This window comes from Pseudoalteromonas sp. SCSIO 43088, assembly GCF_023650795.1.
Classification (GTDB): domain Bacteria; phylum Pseudomonadota; class Gammaproteobacteria; order Enterobacterales; family Alteromonadaceae; genus Pseudoalteromonas; species Pseudoalteromonas shioyasakiensis.
Window position 1 is genome coordinate 1233592 of record NZ_CP072675.1, and the last position, 16304, is coordinate 1249895.

Consider the following 16304-nt stretch of genomic DNA (forward strand, 5'->3'; position numbering starts at 1 on the left):
CAGTTATTTGCTGGATATAAGAAAAAGGGGCTGTTTAGCCCCTTTTTTTATGCTTTAATGAAACCTATCCGCTTCGCCTTTGTCTACAGAGAATTCAGGTATTAAGGAATTTAATGATTTTTAAACACTTAGCATTGACCGCTGTGGCTATTTTTTCTTTAAGTGCATGTCAAACAACTTCACAACCTGAGTCAGTCCCTATTGTTAATGTGCCTTTTACTGCACCATTAGCACCTGATTTTCGTAACGAAATTACGATTGCTCGTTATTCTGAACTACTAAATCGTGCTGATTTAAGTGCAGAGCAACAAGCCAAACTTTATTATGATCGCGGTGTATTATTTGACAGCTTAGGTATGTCGACCTTGGCGCGTATTGACTTTAACCGTGCGATTAAGCTCAAACCAGACCTAGCAGAAGTGTATAACTTCTTAGGCATTCATCACACACTAATGCAGCAGTATGAACAAGCTTATGAGTTCTTTGATTCGGCACTTGAGCTTAACGAGCAACACGAGTATGCCTATTTAAATCGTGGTATTGCCCTTTACTATGGTGACCGTCCATCACTTGCACAAGATGATTTACAGCAGTTTTTAAATCGTTCACCGAGCGATCCTTATCGTGTGTTATGGCTTTATTTAGCCCAATCAGAAGCTGATAAAGCGCAGGCCTTAATTGATTTAAAAGCTAACTCGCAGGGTGTTGATGAGTCTCAATGGGGTTACCAACTGTTGGCACTTTATTTAGGTGACATCAGTGAGTTTGAGTTTTTATCTGGCATTATTGAAGGTGTAACTTCAGAGCAAGAGTATGCGCACCGCTTATGCGAAGCCTATTTCTACCTAGCGAAGATGCATCAAGCGGCGGGTGATAACTATCTTGCTGCCGATTACTTTAGACTTGCCCTTGCCACCAATGTGCATGAGTTTGTTGAATACAAATATGCCCGTTTAGAGCTTGAGTTAATGGCTGGTGAAAACGCAAGCTAAGGTTTTTTTTACTGCTATTCTATTACTGAGCTTGGGTTTCGTACCAAGCTCAGTGTCTCGTTTTATTCCCGCTTACGCTTATTACGCAAATACTATTCCTTCACAAGCAACAGCTATCTATCATTTGGCACCCAGTGCCATTAATTTGCAGCATTTAGTGCTGAGTAACTCACAGCTTCGCCAGTTGGCAACGCTTAATGATAGCAATGCGGCGTATCAGCTTGCGCTCAGGTTTTTGCAGCAACATGATTACACCGCAGCAAAATTATGGTGGCAGCCTTACTTTGCTAAATTCAATTCAGCTCAGCAACAAACCTTAGCGGAGCAGCTAGTCAGAGCAAACCAGTGGCTCGATATAAGTTACCTAGGTAAAGCTGGCAAGTTACCAGAGGGAAATGCCAAGCAAGCTTGGCTGTTGCAGCAACAAATGCCGCCAGCTCAAATTGACCCAGCTTATGCGCAGCAACAGCAATTAGCCTTATCAACATCAAGTGTACAAGCAAGCAGCCAGTGCCAATTTAATATTTTAATGATGACAGATCATTACAAGGGCATTGATACTTTAAAGCAGTATAAGCAGCAATACAGTAAAGCGCCTGAGCCTGCAAAAGGAAGCTTTTGTTTTACTGACGTTGTTTATGTTGCTGATAAGTTTAGTTGTGATGATAGTAGTGGGGCGCTTAAGTGTAACTGGCAAAATGCGGCAGCGCATCCGTGGCCTGAAGGTTTTGACTTTATTGTGATGATGTCAAAGCAAGGGGCTGCTAATGTGCTTGGCGGGATTATGCATATCAATTCATCGCAATCTTATGCGGTATTTTTACATGAGCTAATGCATTTCAATGGCTTTGAAGATGAGTATGCTTTACCAGAGCAAAAACAACAGTGGCTGTGTAAGCAACAGGGGCTGGTTGCACCAAATCTGTTTATTGCAAATAAGGTTTCCCCACCAAAAGGCTGGCAAAAAAGTATCGCTTGTAGCAATCAGTTTGCCTATAAACCAAGCCCTAATTGGTCGATTATGCAGTACCAAACAATGAGCTTGTCTGAGCAATACCGTGAGCTTTGGCAAAAACAAATTAACCAGCCCTTAACAAAGCCGATTCGGTTTTCTGAATATTTTGCCTTTTTAGGCTTAAAGCCAGTGTTTACAACAGCTTCCAAAGAGCAGAAATTTTCTGACTAATAGTCTATTTATTGCTATTTTAGTATGCAAAGCGGTTAAATGTTGTGCAAATAGGTGTGTCTCCTATAGACAAAATAGCACCTGATCAGTATAACTATACGCATTGTAAGCTTTTTTTGAAGCCAACTTTTAACCATCCAAATGAACAGTACGCAACTAATTAAAACTAGAGCGGTATTGATATTCTTATGACACTAAAAGGCTCCTAATTATGACTTTGCTCTGGATACCCCTGTTATCCTTAATCGGCAGTGTTATTTCATCCTGCACTTCAAAACTAACACGTAACCAAAGCACTGCTTTGACCATGTTAGCGCCTTTGATTGCCCTTGGAATTGTATTTTCGTATACCCCTGCAGTCTTTTCTGGTGAAACAATTCGCTACACTGCTGAGTGGATCCCTCTTTTAAACATGCAAGTTTCGTTTCGACTTGATGGTTTAACGTTACTTTTTCTATATATGATCTTGGGTATCGGTACCCTGGTGATTTTTTATGCGCGTTATTACTTAAGTAGTAGCGACTCAATGCCAAAGCTATACTGCTATTTAATGCTATTTATGACCGCAATGGTCGGCATCGTGATGTCGAATAATGTGATCCAGCTGTGGTTTTTCTGGGAGCTCACCAGTATTAGCTCGTTCTTATTGATTAGCTATTGGTGGCATAAGTCAGAAGCTCGCAAAGGCGCGCGTATGGCACTTGCTATTACAGGTGCCGGTGGTCTTGCGTTACTAGCAGGTTTATTACTAATTGGTGATATTGTTGGTAGTTATAATCTTGATGTGATTTTAGCAAGCAAAGCGCTTATTCAATCTCATGCACTTTATGAGGCTGCGTTGGTATTAGTGCTTTTAGGTGCATTTACCAAATCTGCACAATTTCCATTTCATTTTTGGTTACCACATGCCATGGCAGCACCGACACCAGTCAGTGCCTACCTACACTCTGCAACCATGGTTAAAGCAGGTATCTTTTTATTAGCGCGTTTTTATCCTGCGCTTTCAGGCACAGATACATGGTTTATCTTAGTGGCAATGACGGGTCTGGCGACTTTATTGGTTGGCGCTTATATCGCGTTATTTAAGCATGATTTAAAAGGCTTGCTGGCGTATTCAACAATCAGCCATTTAGGTTTAATTACCTTACTGCTTGGTTTAGACACTGAGCTTGCTACAGTGGCTGCTATCTTCCACATTATTAACCACGCAACCTTTAAAGCGTCGTTATTTATGGCAACGGGTATCATTGACCATGAAACTGGCACCCGTGATATGCGTAAACTTAATGGGATGTGGCGCTTTATGCCGTATACCGCCACACTTGCTATGGTAGCAGCGGCAGCCATGGCGGGCGTGCCACTGTTAAATGGTTTCTTGTCGAAAGAGATGTTCTTTGCCGAAACACTGCATCAGCAAGTGCTTGGCTCTATGTCTTGGTTAATTCCAGTGTTAGCGACTATTGCTGGTGCACTCTCTGTTGCGTATTCAGCACGTTTTATTCACGACGTGTTTTTTAACGGCGACCCAATCGATTTGCCAAAACAGCCTCATGAGCCACCACGCTATATGCGTGTACCAATCGAAATTTTGGTTGTGTTGTGTTTACTCGTCGGTATGTTCCCGCACTTCGCTGTAAGTGATATTTTAGCTTCGGCATCTTTCGCAGTGCTTGGCGATGCAGCCCCAGATTATAAGCTATCTGTATGGCATGGCTTTAATTTACCGCTGTTAATGAGCTTTATTGCAACAAGCGTGGGTGTGATGATTTATGTGCAGCGTAAGCACCTGTTCCACTTCCAAGCTTCATTGCCAACTTTGAATGCTAAAAAAGGCTTTGAGCGTGGCTTATATAGCTTAATTAAGTGGTCACAAGAAAAGATTAAACGAATCGAAAATGGCTCGTTACAGCGCTATGCCTTTGTGATGATTGCTGTGGTGCTTATGTGTGCGGGCTGGCCTTTATTTGAAATGCGCCAGTTAGCAGGAGCAAGTGAGTTAACGCCAATCGATTTCCATAATGCTATTGGTGCTGGCTTACTAATAATAGGTGCGCTGGCAACGGTTATTTGGCATCGCTCACGAATGATATCTTTGATTATGATTTCAATCGTAGGCCTGATGGTATCTGTTGCATTTACTCGATTCTCGGCGCCAGATTTAGCGCTGACTCAGTTAACGGTTGAAGTTGTCACCGTAATGCTACTGATGCTTGCACTGTTCTTTTTACCACAGCGTACTCCGAAAGAATCAAGCTCATTGCGTATTTTGCGTGACCTAGGTATCTCATCGGCAATTGGTGTGGTTGTGGCGAGTATTTGTTATGCACTTCTGACAAGACCACTTGAGTCAATTTCTGACTTCTTTGTTGCTAATGCAAAAACTGGCGGTGGTGGTACTAACGTTGTAAACGTTATCCTCGTTGACTTTAGGGGTTTTGATACCCTAGGTGAGATTACCGTATTGGGTATTGCTGCGTTAGGTATTTATAAGCTTCTTATTAACTTGCCGCTGTTTATGCCTGCCAGTGATAGTGAAGGGCGCCCATGGGCAAGAGAGCGTTATCCAATCCTACTATCGAGTATTTCACAAAGCTTGTTACCACTTGCATTACTTGTGTCAGCGTATATTTTCTTACGTGGTCATAACTTACCAGGTGGTGGTTTTATTGCAGGACTGGTCACTGCGATTGCATTTATCTTGCAATATATGGCTAATGGTTCGCACTGGATTGCAGACAGATTTGACGTGAATTATCGTAAGATTATTGCGTCAGGTATTGCTATTGCATTGTTTACAGGTATTGGAAGTTGGTTCTTCGAACGTCCATTCCTAACAACCTGGTTTGATTATTTTGATATTCCGCTAGTCGGCAAGACAGAACTTGCTAGTGCTATCGTATTTGATTTAGGTGTGTATTTAACTGTTGTAGGTGCAACGCTGATGATTTTAGCAAGTTTAGGTAAATTAACTGCTGATACACCCAAGCAAGAGGTAAATATTTAATGGAAGTATTGTACGCATCATGCGTCGGCGTGCTGGTTGCATGCGGAATTTACTTAATATTACGGGCTCGTACCTTCCCGGTAGTACTCGGCCTGACTATGTTGTCGTATGCAGTTAACCTGTTTTTATTCTCTTCAGGTCGTTTAACTATTAACAAAGCGGCTGTACTTGGTACAGGCAGTGAGTATGCCGATCCACTCCCTCAAGCACTGGTTTTAACCGCCATTGTAATTGGCTTTGCGATGACCGCTTTTGTGGTTATTTTAGCGATTCGTGGCCGTGCTGACTTGGGTAATGACCATGTTGATGGTCACCTTGTTAAGTCATCGAAGGAGCAAAAATGATTCAGCATTTAGCTTCTTTACCAATTTTAATTCCGATGTTGGCAGGGGTGATTTTACTCATGCCGCCATGTGGTAAAAACTTACATATTCGTCGTGTTTCGTCGGTTATTTTGTCGATTGTCACACTATTGGTCAGTGCTTATTTATTATTTCACGTAAATAGTACCGCACCGCTTGTTTACGCAATCGGTGATTGGTCTGCACCATTTGGTATTGTGCTGGTTGCCGATAGGCTAGCAACGCTACTTGTGCTACTTACCAGTTTCCTTGGTGCAGTTGTGGTGCTTTATAGCTGTGCAGGCGATGATAAAAAAGGGAGCTTTTTCCATCCGTTAGTGCACTTTTTAGTGTTAGGTGTAAATGGCGCCTTTTTAACTGGCGATGTATTTAACCTGTTCGTATTTTTTGAAGTGCTGTTGATTGCTTCGTATTCATTATTGATGCATGCCGGCAACAAACATAGTACCCGAGCTGCACTGCAGTACGTCATTTTAAACCTGATTGGTTCAAGCGTATTCTTAATTGCGCTGGGTGTACTTTATGGTGTGTTAGGCACATTGAACATTGCTGATTTAGCGCAAAAAGTACCACAGCTGACGGGTGATGATGTTTACCTTGCTAAAATTGGTGGCTTGCTGTTAATCGTGGTATTTGCGTTAAAAGGCGCGTTATTACCGTTACATTTATGGCTACCGAATACCTACGCCAGTGCAATGCCATTAGTTGCTGCATTATTCGCGATTATGACCAAGGTCGGTGTGTATGCCATGTTGCGCGTGTATACCGTAATATTTGGTGATAATGCTGGCGAACTCGCTCACATGGCACAGCCTTGGTTATGGGGCTTAGCACTAGCGACCATAGTGATGGGTGGTATTGGTGTATTAGCGAGTCAAGATTTTAGAAAGCTTATTGCGAATCTGGTGGTTGTATCTGTGGGTACTTTAGTGGCATTGGTTGCGATTCAGAATGTCTCAGCAACAGCTGCATTACTTTACTACTTAGTGCATTCAACCATTATTTGCGCTGCACTATTCTTAATTGCGGATTTAATTGCTCAGCAACGTGGTAAAGTTGCTGACCGGTTAGTTGCAGGGCGCGCCGTTGCACAGCCATATTTACTTGGTACTTGTTTTGTAGTGGCTGCACTTGCTGTTGTTGGTATGCCACCGTTATCTGGCTTTGTCGGCAAAGTATGGATTTTAAAGAGCACGTTAGATAGCGAAAAAGCCATGTTGTTTTGGCCAATCTACCTAGTTTCTAGTTTAGCGTTATTAGTGGCGGTTTCACGAGCCGGTACCAGCTTATTTTGGGATCACACCCATAAAGACAGTGAAGCAATTGATGGCACTAAAGCACACCCTGTTAAAGTGATAGCTGTAGTTGCATTACTTGCGTGTTCACCATTAATGGTTGTATTTGCAGGACCGATTTCAGACTATATGTTAGCAACGTCAGAGCAGTTGTTTGATATCAACACTAGTATCAACGCTGTATTACAAGGAGGCCAATAATGCGTTTAGAATCTCGCTTTCGTTGGTTGCCAACACCATTTCGCAGTGTTTTATTATTCATTGTATGGCTGTTGTTAAATAATAGTGTGTCGCCAGGACATCTGTTTTTAGCTGCATTTTTTGCTATTACTATTCCGTGGATCACATTCCCATTTCGTGATCCACAGCCTCTTATTGTCAGGCCAGGTCTTGCGTTTAGGCACTTATTGTTAGTGCTGTACGATATTGTCACTGCTAACTTACAAGTTGCTCTGTTGATCCTTGGACCAACGAAAAAGTTACGCCCAGGTTTTATTAAAGTACCATTGGATTTAAGCCATGAAATGCCAATCACTATTTTGGCCAGCACAGTATCTTTAACACCAGGTACAGTGAGCGCAGAGGTTTATCCTATTCCTGAGTCACTCGAAGAGGGCGAAGAAATTCAGCAGCGCTACTTATTGATTCATGTACTCGATTTAGCTGATGAACAAGCGTTAATTAATACTATTAAGCAGCGCTACGAAGCACCGCTTAAGGAGATTTTTCGATGCTAGATACCGTTTTTCTAATTGTTTTTGCAATGATAGCCATATCGTTACTGTTAAACCTATGGCGTTTAATTGTTGGGCCGTCGGTACCTGATCGTATATTGGCTTTAGATACTATGTTCATAAATACCATTGCTTTAATTATTCTATATGGCATGAGCATGGGCACCGATTTATATTTTGAAGCCGCATTATTAATCGCCATGCTTGGCTTTGTGAGCACTGTAGCGGTATGTAAATACCTGCTGCGTGGCGATATTATTGAATAAGGTAACGAATGATGAGTGAATGGATTGTATCAATCTTATTATTAATTGGTGGTTGCTTTATTCTTATAGGTTCAATCGGACTTGTGAAAATGCCTGACTTTTTTATGCGTTTACATGGTCCAACTAAAGCAACAACGCTTGGCATGGCATCATTGCTAATTGCTGCCATGGTGTATTTTAGCTACACCCACGATGGCATCAGTGTGAAAGAAATTTTGATTTCGATTTTCTTACTGATCACCGCACCTATTAGTGGCTATATGCTGATCAAATCAGCCATCCACCACAAGCTTCGTGCTAAAGATGGCACCAAGGGCCTCGATAACATCGAAGAAGATTAATACCAGCTCGCAATAATAGTTAAGCGAATTGGTGTGATATCTGAGTAACCAGAACAATGTGATCTACTACAGTGGCTTTTATTGCGCTCGTAGATCGCATAAAATGCCCCGTCATTTAGTACAGTAGGTAAATAGAGCATTATGCGAGTAGCACTTGGAGTAGAGTACAACGGCGCGCGTTACAGTGGTTGGCAACGTCAATCACACGTCAATAGCGTACAACAAGAAGTAGAAACGGCGTTGTCGCGTATTTGTAATCATCCAGTCGAAATAGTTTGTGCAGGCCGCACCGATGCGGGTGTACATGGCACCGGGCAAGTGATCCATTTTGATACTCACGCTGAGCGTGAAATGGTCGCGTTTACGATGGGTATGAATACCTTACTGCCAAAAGATATTGCTATTCGCTTTGCCAAGCCTGTAAGCGAAGACTTTCATGCTCGTTTTAGTGCCACAGCACGTCGCTATCGTTATGTGATTTATAATTACACCTATCGCGGCGCTATCATGAGTGAAGGGGTGACCCATTTTCATCACCCATTAGACGAAACTAAAATGCAAGAAGCCTGTCAGTATTTAATAGGTGAGCATGATTTTACTTCGTTTAGAGCACTACACTGCCAAGCAAATACAGCTAATCGTACTATTCACCATTTATCGGTAAAACGCCAAGGTGATTATGTGATCATTGATATTAAAGCCAATGCGTTTTTACATCACATGGTACGAAACATCACCGGGTGTTTGATGGACATTGGTCTTCATAAGCATGAACCTGTGTGGTTAAAAGAATTACTCGATTTAAAAGAGCGCGCTAAGGCAAGTGCAACAGCAAAAGCCGCTGGCCTTTACTTAGTTGATGTGGATTACCCAGAACATTTTGGCATTCCTAAAACACCATTAGGGCCTTTGTTTTTACCTGATTCAGACAATTAGACTTTAGTAGACTACTACTAAGACCAGTTTTTTATATCGTCTGCGGGTAATTCATGTTTTAATTGAAAAAATCTGTCTGTTTATTTGTTATCAGAAACACAAGCGAGTGTTTCCAATTAAACAGACTGCGACACAGAACAGCATTAAGAGAGTTGCAAATGAGTTGGTTAGAAAAAATCTTACCTAAAACGACTAAATCGTCAGGTCGTAAAGAAATCCCAGAAGGGGTTTGGGCTAAGTGTACAGACTGTGATTCAATTTTATATAAAGCAGAATTAGAAAAAGCACTCAACGTGTGTCCTAAGTGTGATCACCACATGCGTTTAAGTGGCCGTAAACGTCTTGAAAACTTTTTAGATGATGCTGATCGGCAAGAAATTGGTGCAGAGCACGAACCAAAAGACGTATTAAAGTTTAAAGATTCTAAAAAATACTCTGACCGTATTACCCAAGCACAAAAAGCAAGTGGCGAGAAAGACGCACTTGTAGCAATGAAAGGCCGCCTAAAAGGCATTCCTGTTGCTGCTGTTGCTTTTGAGTTCTCGTTTATGGGTGGTTCAATGGCGTCAGTAGTAGGTGCTCGTTTTGTTGAAGCTGTAGATCAATGTTTAGAGCACGACATGCCACTTATTTGTTTCTCTGCATCAGGCGGCGCACGTATGCAAGAAGCTCTTATGTCATTAATGCAAATGGCTAAAACAAGTGCTGCACTTGCAAAAATGAGCGAAAAAGGCTTACCGTTTATTTCAGTATTAACTGATCCAACAATGGGTGGTGTATCTGCATCACTGGCAATGCTTGGTGATGTAAACGTTGCTGAACCAAAAGCGCTTATCGGTTTTGCGGGTCCTCGCGTAATTGAGCAAACAGTTCGTGAAACGCTTCCTGAAGGTTTCCAACGCAGTGAATTCTTGCTAGAGCATGGTGCAATCGACATGATTGTAGACCGTCGTGAAATGCGTGACACCCTTGCACGTATCTTAGCGAAATTTATGAACTTGCCTTCTACTGAACAAGAGCATAGAGTAGCGTAAATTTCAGCTTAACTGATTAAACGCTATGACAGAAATCCTTCCTAGCCAATCATCAAGCCTTGATGATTGGCTTTGTTATTTAGAAAGTGTCCACCCTGCTAATATCGAAATGGGTTTAGAGCGCGTAGAACGCGTGGCAAACCAAGTCGGCTTACTCGATACATCAAGCAAAATAATCCTAATTGCAGGCACCAACGGTAAAGGGACCACAGCCCGTTGCCTAGAAAGCTTATTACTTGCACAGGGTTACAGTGTCGGTACTTATGCTTCGCCGCATCTTATTCGGTACAACGAGCGTGTACGTATTAATGGCCAAGAGCTTGACGATCAATTCCATGTTGATGCTTTCGATATGCTTGAAAAAGGCCGTGGTGACACGCAGCTTACTTATTTTGAGTACGGTACCTTAGGCGCACTGGCTATTTTCAAACGTCACGCTGTTGATTATGTGCTGCTAGAAGTGGGGCTGGGTGGCCGTTTTGATGCGACTAATATCGTGAATCCGTATGCTTGTGTGATCACCACCATAGATTTAGACCATAAAGAATACCTAGGTGATACTCGTGAACTTGTTGGGTATGATAAAGCCGGTATTTTCCGTACCAATACACCCGCTATTGTTGGCGATTTAGCGATTCCGCATACAGTGACTGATTATGGTAATGAAATTAACGCTGATATGGTGCTATCGGGCCAAGACTTCATATTCACAGAAGATAATGAAGGCTTTAACTGGCAGTACCAAGGTAACGATTGGCGCTTAGCTAAGCCCGCTATCCCTTGTCAAAATGCAGCAACCGCGTTGACCCTACTTGCAAAACTTGAGCTATTGCCAAGTGAGCAACAAGTGCGTGATTGCTTGGCGGATCTAACTGTAGAAGGGCGCTTTCAGCATTTAAGTCAGCAGCCGCTTGTTTTTACCGATGTTGCACATAATCCTGAGTCAGCTCGATATTTGGCACGCAAATTAAGCGTGTATAAAGATCAAGGGTTTAAAATTCATGCATTAGTCGCTATGCTTGCAGATAAAGATAAAGTGGCTGCAATGTCGGCCGTGGCAAATGTTGTTGACCAGTGGTCGTTAGCAAGCTTAGATTGTTTTCGTGGCGACAAAGTTGAGAATCTTGCTAAAGCACTAGCCGAAACCACATCAACAGCGCCTAGTACGCACTATGAGAGTGTTGAAACTGCGCTAGATACGTTATTACCAAATGTTGATGAAAACACGTTAGTGATTGTGTTCGGTTCGTTTATAACTGTGGCTGCAGCCATCAATTACTTTAAAAAATAGAGAGGAAATCGGTGAACGCAGGGTTTATTAATCGCTTAGTAGGCACCACGATTGTGGTTGTGGCGGCTATTGTCTTCATTCCAAACATTTTGGATGGTGAGAAGGTTCATTATAAAGAAGGCTTTAAAGCTATTCCTGAACGCCCTGAGTTCACTACGATAGACTTGCAAGAGGTGATTGATAATAAAGTCGCCTCTGCCGAGCAACCTTCGCAAATCCCGGTTGAAGATACGCAAGCAAACGATGCTGATCTTGTCGCAAATGAAACCCAGCAAATTGATACTGCACCGCAAATGGTTGAAGCTTCAACTGATGAGCCGGTAATTAACAAAGCTGAGCCGAAAGTTGCAGTGCAAGAGCCTGCCAAGCCAGCTGCTAAAACGCCTGAGCCAACCCGTAAGCCAGAAGAGAACCTCACACAAATGGCTTATGTTATTCAACTGGGCAGTTTTTCTCACGCACCTAATGTGAAATCACTACAAGAAAAATTAAAAGCGAATGGTTTCAAAACCTTCACTCGCCCAATTAAAACCCCGAACGGCACACTGACAAAAGTCTTTGTAGGTCCTTCACTTAGCAAGAAAGAGTTAGAAAGTAAGCTTCCTGAGTTAAAGCAGTTAACCAAGTTAAACGGCAAAGTTACTCAGTTTGAAATTACAAAATGATCTGGCATCCAAATACCCAAACCACCTGTAGATCCATGATTCAGCGCTATCACAGGGTTTTCAATACAAGGCGTGGCGATGCAGGAATGTAGGTACCTTTCAAATTGCCACAACACAGTAGTGGAAGCCCTGTGAAGCGCCCGAAGGGCATGGCTAAAACGCATTTATTCTGCGTTATTGATTTTCACAAGGGGACACCACTCCCTACAATCAATGCCTTGCCTAAATGCGTTTTATCTCATGCTGAATTCTTGCATCCACAGGTGGTTTGGGTATAGAATGCGCCCCAAATTAACGACTAGTTGGTTCTTATGATCTGGGTTGATTACGCCATACTTGGCATTATTGCACTATCCACTATCATCGGCTTAATACGTGGCTTTGTAAAAGAAGCAATGTCATTAGCTGTATGGGCTGGCGCATTTATCATCTCTAGTTTGTTTTACCAATATTTAGCATCCTTCCTAACAAGTATTTCAGAACCCCTTTTAAGAAATGCAGCCGCAATAGCCATATTATTCTTTGCGACACTCCTGTTGGGTGGGTTACTAAACTATATTTTAGGTGAACTTGTACAACGTACTGGTTTATCTGGCACAGACCGTGTTTTCGGCATAGTGTTTGGTGCTCTTCGTGGCGTGTTGGTCGTAAGCGCGTTACTCTTCTTTCTTGATGCTTTTACCGGTGCACCTAATACGCATTGGTGGGGCAACTCTATTTTGATTCCAGAATTTGGCTTTGTTGTTGAGTGGTTCTTCTCGTACCTCGAAAACAACTCGAGCTTTTTAAATTCTGTAAACCGTTAATCGGCGAGGATAAATTTAATGTGTGGTATCGTTGGCATAGTCGGAACTTCTCCTGTTAATCAGGCGTTATATGACGGCTTAACTGTTTTGCAACACCGCGGTCAAGATGCAGCTGGCATCATTACCATTGAAAACAACACGTTTAGCTTACGTAAAGCCAATGGCCTTGTAAAAGATGTATTTCATACACGCCATATGAAACGTCTGCAAGGTACAATTGGTATTGGCCATGTTCGCTACCCGACAGCTGGTTCTTCTAGCTCGTCTGAAGCGCAACCTTTCTATGTTAACTCGCCATTTGGTATCGCACTTGCGCACAATGGTAACTTAACAAACGCAGAAGCATTAAAGCAGCAATTATTTTCAGAAGCTCGCCGTCATGTTAATACAACATCTGACTCTGAAATTTTACTTAACATCATGGCGCATGAATTAAGTAAATCGAACAAGCTAAAACTTGATGCTGAAGATATCTTCACAGCGGTAACTGAAGTGAATAATAAAGTAACCGGTGGTTATGCAACAATTGCAATGATCATTGGTCACGGTATTGTTGCGTTTCGTGATCCGAACGGTATTCGCCCATTAGTATTTGGTAAGCGTGAAACTGCAAATGGTACTGAGTACATGTTTGCATCAGAAAGCGTTGCTTTAAAAACAGATGGCTTTGAGTTTGTTCGTGACGTTGCACCAGGTGAAGCAATTTACGTAACTGAAGATGGTCAACTTTTCTCACAAGCGTGTGCTGAAAAAGCAACTTACTCGCCGTGTATCTTTGAGTTTGTTTACTTTGCGCGCCCAGACTCAACAATTGACCGTATGTCTGTTTATGCAACACGTGTAAACATGGGTACTAAGTTAGGTGAGAAAATCGCACGTGAATGGGCTGACAAAGACATCGATGTGGTTATTCCAATCCCAGAAACATCATGTGACGTAGCACTTGAGATTGCATCAGCTCTTAACCTGCCATACCGCCAAGGTTTTGTTAAAAACCGCTACATTGGCCGTACGTTTATCATGCCAGGCCAAGAAATGCGTAAGAAGTCAGTTCGTCAAAAACTGAATGCCATTGACCGTGAGTTCAAAGGTAAAAACGTATTACTTGTTGATGACTCAATTGTTCGTGGTACAACGTCAGCGCAAATCGTTGAAATGGCTCGTGAGTCAGGTGCGAAGAACGTTTACTTCGCATCAGCAGCGCCAGAGATTCGTTTCCCGAACGTTTACGGTATTGATATGCCATCGGCAGCAGAGCTAATTGCTCATGGCCGTGAAGTTGAAGATATCAACGCCAGCATTGGTGCAGATGGTCTTATCTATCAATCGCTAGATGATTTAATCTCAGCAGTAAGCCAAGAAAACCCAGAAATCACCCGTTTTGAAACATCAGTATTTGATGGTCAATACATCACAGGTGATATCGACCAAGATTACCTAAACCACATTGACCGTTTACGTAATGATTCAGCGAAATCAACTCGTGAAAATGCGATGTCAGCAAGTTTAGAGTTACATAACCAAGAAGAAAACAGCGCTGATTAATCAGCCTTGATTTGATTGGTATAAAAAAGGAGCTTCACAGCTCCTTTTTTGTTTATGGAAAGAAAGGAAAATAACAATGAACTTAAGTAAACATAGGGTGGACAATTCCGTTAGTCCATAAAATAGCTGTCGCAGCTAAAATAATTACCAGTAAGATCAGCCCACAGGTGACTACTGAACTGGCATAGATAAATCCTCGCTCTTCAGGAATGTGCATTAAAATTGGCACCCCTGTGTAGAGTAAGTAAACTGAGTAGGCCAGTGCTACAAGGCCTACACATACCACAAACCATAGTTCAGGTAAGAATGCCGCAAATGAAGACATAAATACCGGCGTTGCAGTATAAGCTGCAAGCTCTAGGGTTTGTGTAAAGGTGGGTTTTGCACCAAAGGTCACTGCCATCCAATGAGCTAAATATGCCAGTGCAAAAACGCCCGCAATTAGTGCAAAGTACATCGCAACCGCGATAAGTAATGCACTATCATGGGTTAAATATACAGCCTCACCTGCGCCAATACTCCAGCCCAAATAAACTGATGAATAGTAGCCCATTAATGAAGGAATACAGGCGATTAATAAAATGTGCGATAAGCTATAGCGCAAGCTTTCGTGACGGTTATCAATTGTTTGCCATTCTTCGAGTGGGTGAGCGTATAAGCCCCATAAGTGGTTTAGAATCATAATCATTGCCCCTGTAAAAAAGGAATATGAGCTGTTTTATTTTTGTACAGCTTTGATTAAGTTATGGTTCAGTAATTAAGTCTTGTCAAGAAGCTGAAATAATCGATATAGCCGATTAAATGTAACTCTTTAGTGCATATAGAAAATTACTTTGCACTGATGTGGGTCATGGAACGTGGGCTAATTTATGTGATAAAATCCAATTAAGATTTTAGATGAGAAGTTATTCAGTGCCTTATTCTGATTTATTAGCGCCCATTCATTCTTTTTTAGAGTGCGAAACGCCTGATGAGTGGATTGCTGCGGCAACCAAAAAAGAAAACTTAGATGTGGTTTTAATCGACCACCTTATCTGTGAATTAAAAGCAGCTCAGTCTGCCATGTTTTTAATTCGTAAGTACGCGGTTGATAAAGAAAGTAGTGATGCGTTGCTTGAGTGGTTAAAACCATTTGAGACGCTTGTATATAAGCGAGAAGGAGATTGGCGTGAGCTTGCAGATAAAAACAAGCTGACTAAATCAATGATCCCAAAATCTAACTCACCTTATGGGCAAGATCTCATTGATAAAATGGTGATGCTCATTAAAGAAGAACTACATCACTTTTATCAAGTCCTTGAGATCATGGATGAATATGGTATTGAATATAAAAGTATTACCCCATGCCGTTATGCCAAAGGGATGCTGCGCCATGTAAAAACATACGAGCCAGATGCCTTGGTAGATAAGTTAATTATCGGTGCTTATATTGAAGCTCGTTCATGTGAGCGCTTTGCTAAATTAGCCCCACATGTTGATAAACGCTTAGGTGATTTTTATATCTCACTACTGCGCTCTGAAGCGCGTCATTACCAAGATTATTTAACTCTTGCGCAAGAAATCAGTGAGTTTGATATTACTGAGCGTGTTGAATTTTTTGGTCAACTTGAAGCTGAGCTTATTTCAACCCCAGATGAAGACTTTAAATTTCACAGCGGTGTGCCTGCATAATATATTAAATCAGAGCGCCTGTTTGGCGCTCTAGTTCATTTATCTTGCCAAATTAGTGGGTTTTACCCCTATTCAAATTAACTAATTCTCATTACTTTTCTAATACTTATTCATTTATTGTTTTAGTAAATAATTTGTATCTTTTAAAATCTTGCACTACCTTTGACCTAGGTTGC

Annotated in this window: 16 protein-coding genes; 15 read left to right on the forward strand and 1 reads right to left on the reverse strand. The window is 41.8% G+C overall.

The features are described from left to right. Positions 1 to 113: 113 nt before the first annotated feature. The 14 genes from nlpI (at position 114) to purF (ending at position 14457) form a co-directional block, all read left to right on the forward strand. Positions 114 to 992, forward strand: coding sequence for a lipoprotein NlpI (nlpI, locus tag J8Z28_RS05615; protein ID WP_055021724.1), 879 nt, complete (start codon positions 114 to 116; stop codon positions 990 to 992). Next, positions 976 to 2178 carry a hypothetical protein gene (locus J8Z28_RS05620; protein ID WP_250660056.1) on the forward strand — a complete coding sequence of 401 codons (1203 nt, stop codon included), beginning with the start codon at positions 976 to 978 and terminating at the stop codon, positions 2176 to 2178. Before nlpI ends, J8Z28_RS05620 begins: the two co-directional genes overlap by 17 nt. Before the next feature lie 211 nt (positions 2179 to 2389). Then, a complete protein-coding gene (locus J8Z28_RS05625; protein ID WP_054562093.1) occupies positions 2390 to 5182 on the forward strand; it encodes a monovalent cation/H+ antiporter subunit A in 2793 nt (930 codons plus the stop codon). Further along, entirely contained in the window at positions 5182 to 5526 is a 345-nt protein-coding gene (locus J8Z28_RS05630; protein ID WP_054553167.1) for a Na+/H+ antiporter subunit C, read from the forward strand. Before J8Z28_RS05625 ends, J8Z28_RS05630 begins: the two co-directional genes overlap by 1 nt. Then, a complete protein-coding gene (locus J8Z28_RS05635) occupies positions 5523 to 7040 on the forward strand; it encodes a monovalent cation/H+ antiporter subunit D (protein ID WP_239963908.1) in 1518 nt (505 codons plus the stop codon). Before J8Z28_RS05630 ends, J8Z28_RS05635 begins: the two co-directional genes overlap by 4 nt. Further along, positions 7040 to 7576 carry a Na+/H+ antiporter subunit E gene (locus tag J8Z28_RS05640; RefSeq protein ID WP_054562091.1) on the forward strand — a complete coding sequence of 179 codons (537 nt, stop codon included), beginning with the start codon at positions 7040 to 7042 and terminating at the stop codon, positions 7574 to 7576. The genes J8Z28_RS05635 and J8Z28_RS05640 overlap by 1 nt, the downstream gene beginning before the upstream one ends. Next, positions 7570 to 7839, forward strand: coding sequence for a K+/H+ antiporter subunit F (locus J8Z28_RS05645; protein WP_054553164.1), 270 nt, complete (start codon positions 7570 to 7572; stop codon positions 7837 to 7839). The genes J8Z28_RS05640 and J8Z28_RS05645 overlap by 7 nt, the downstream gene beginning before the upstream one ends. Positions 7840 to 7847: 8 nt before the next feature. Continuing rightward, entirely contained in the window at positions 7848 to 8180 is a 333-nt protein-coding gene (locus J8Z28_RS05650) for a Na+/H+ antiporter subunit G (RefSeq protein ID WP_054553163.1), read from the forward strand. A gap of 141 nt (positions 8181 to 8321) precedes the next feature. Then, on the forward strand, positions 8322 to 9116 hold the full coding sequence (gene truA, locus J8Z28_RS05655) for a tRNA pseudouridine(38-40) synthase TruA (protein WP_055198038.1): 795 nt from the start codon (positions 8322 to 8324) through the stop codon (positions 9114 to 9116). 158 nt (positions 9117 to 9274) lie between these two features. Then, positions 9275 to 10150, forward strand: a complete 876-nt coding sequence (gene accD / locus J8Z28_RS05660) for an acetyl-CoA carboxylase, carboxyltransferase subunit beta (protein ID WP_055021719.1) — start codon at positions 9275 to 9277, stop codon at positions 10148 to 10150. Positions 10151 to 10175: 25 nt separating this feature from the next. Next, a complete protein-coding gene (folC, locus tag J8Z28_RS05665) occupies positions 10176 to 11441 on the forward strand; it encodes a bifunctional tetrahydrofolate synthase/dihydrofolate synthase (RefSeq protein ID WP_054562089.1) in 1266 nt (421 codons plus the stop codon). Between the two features lie 11 nt (positions 11442 to 11452). Next, a complete protein-coding gene (locus J8Z28_RS05670) occupies positions 11453 to 12106 on the forward strand; it encodes an SPOR domain-containing protein (protein WP_054562088.1) in 654 nt (217 codons plus the stop codon). A gap of 311 nt (positions 12107 to 12417) precedes the next feature. Further along, positions 12418 to 12912 (forward strand): CvpA family protein, encoded by a 495-nt coding sequence (locus J8Z28_RS05675; protein WP_036969851.1) that lies wholly within the window; start codon positions 12418 to 12420, stop codon positions 12910 to 12912. 18 nt (positions 12913 to 12930) lie between these two features. After that, on the forward strand, positions 12931 to 14457 hold the full coding sequence (gene purF / locus J8Z28_RS05680; protein ID WP_054562087.1) for an amidophosphoribosyltransferase: 1527 nt from the start codon (positions 12931 to 12933) through the stop codon (positions 14455 to 14457). Positions 14458 to 14539: 82 nt separating this feature from the next. Here purF and J8Z28_RS05685 read toward each other — a convergent pair whose 3' ends face one another. After that, a complete protein-coding gene (locus J8Z28_RS05685) occupies positions 14540 to 15139 on the reverse strand; it encodes a Yip1 family protein (RefSeq protein ID WP_054553157.1) in 600 nt (199 codons plus the stop codon). 230 nt (positions 15140 to 15369) lie between these two features. Between J8Z28_RS05685 and miaE the strand changes: the two genes are divergently transcribed. After that, a complete protein-coding gene (miaE, locus tag J8Z28_RS05690) occupies positions 15370 to 16128 on the forward strand; it encodes a tRNA isopentenyl-2-thiomethyl-A-37 hydroxylase MiaE (RefSeq protein ID WP_055198063.1) in 759 nt (252 codons plus the stop codon). The last annotated feature ends 176 nt before the right edge of the window (positions 16129 to 16304 follow it).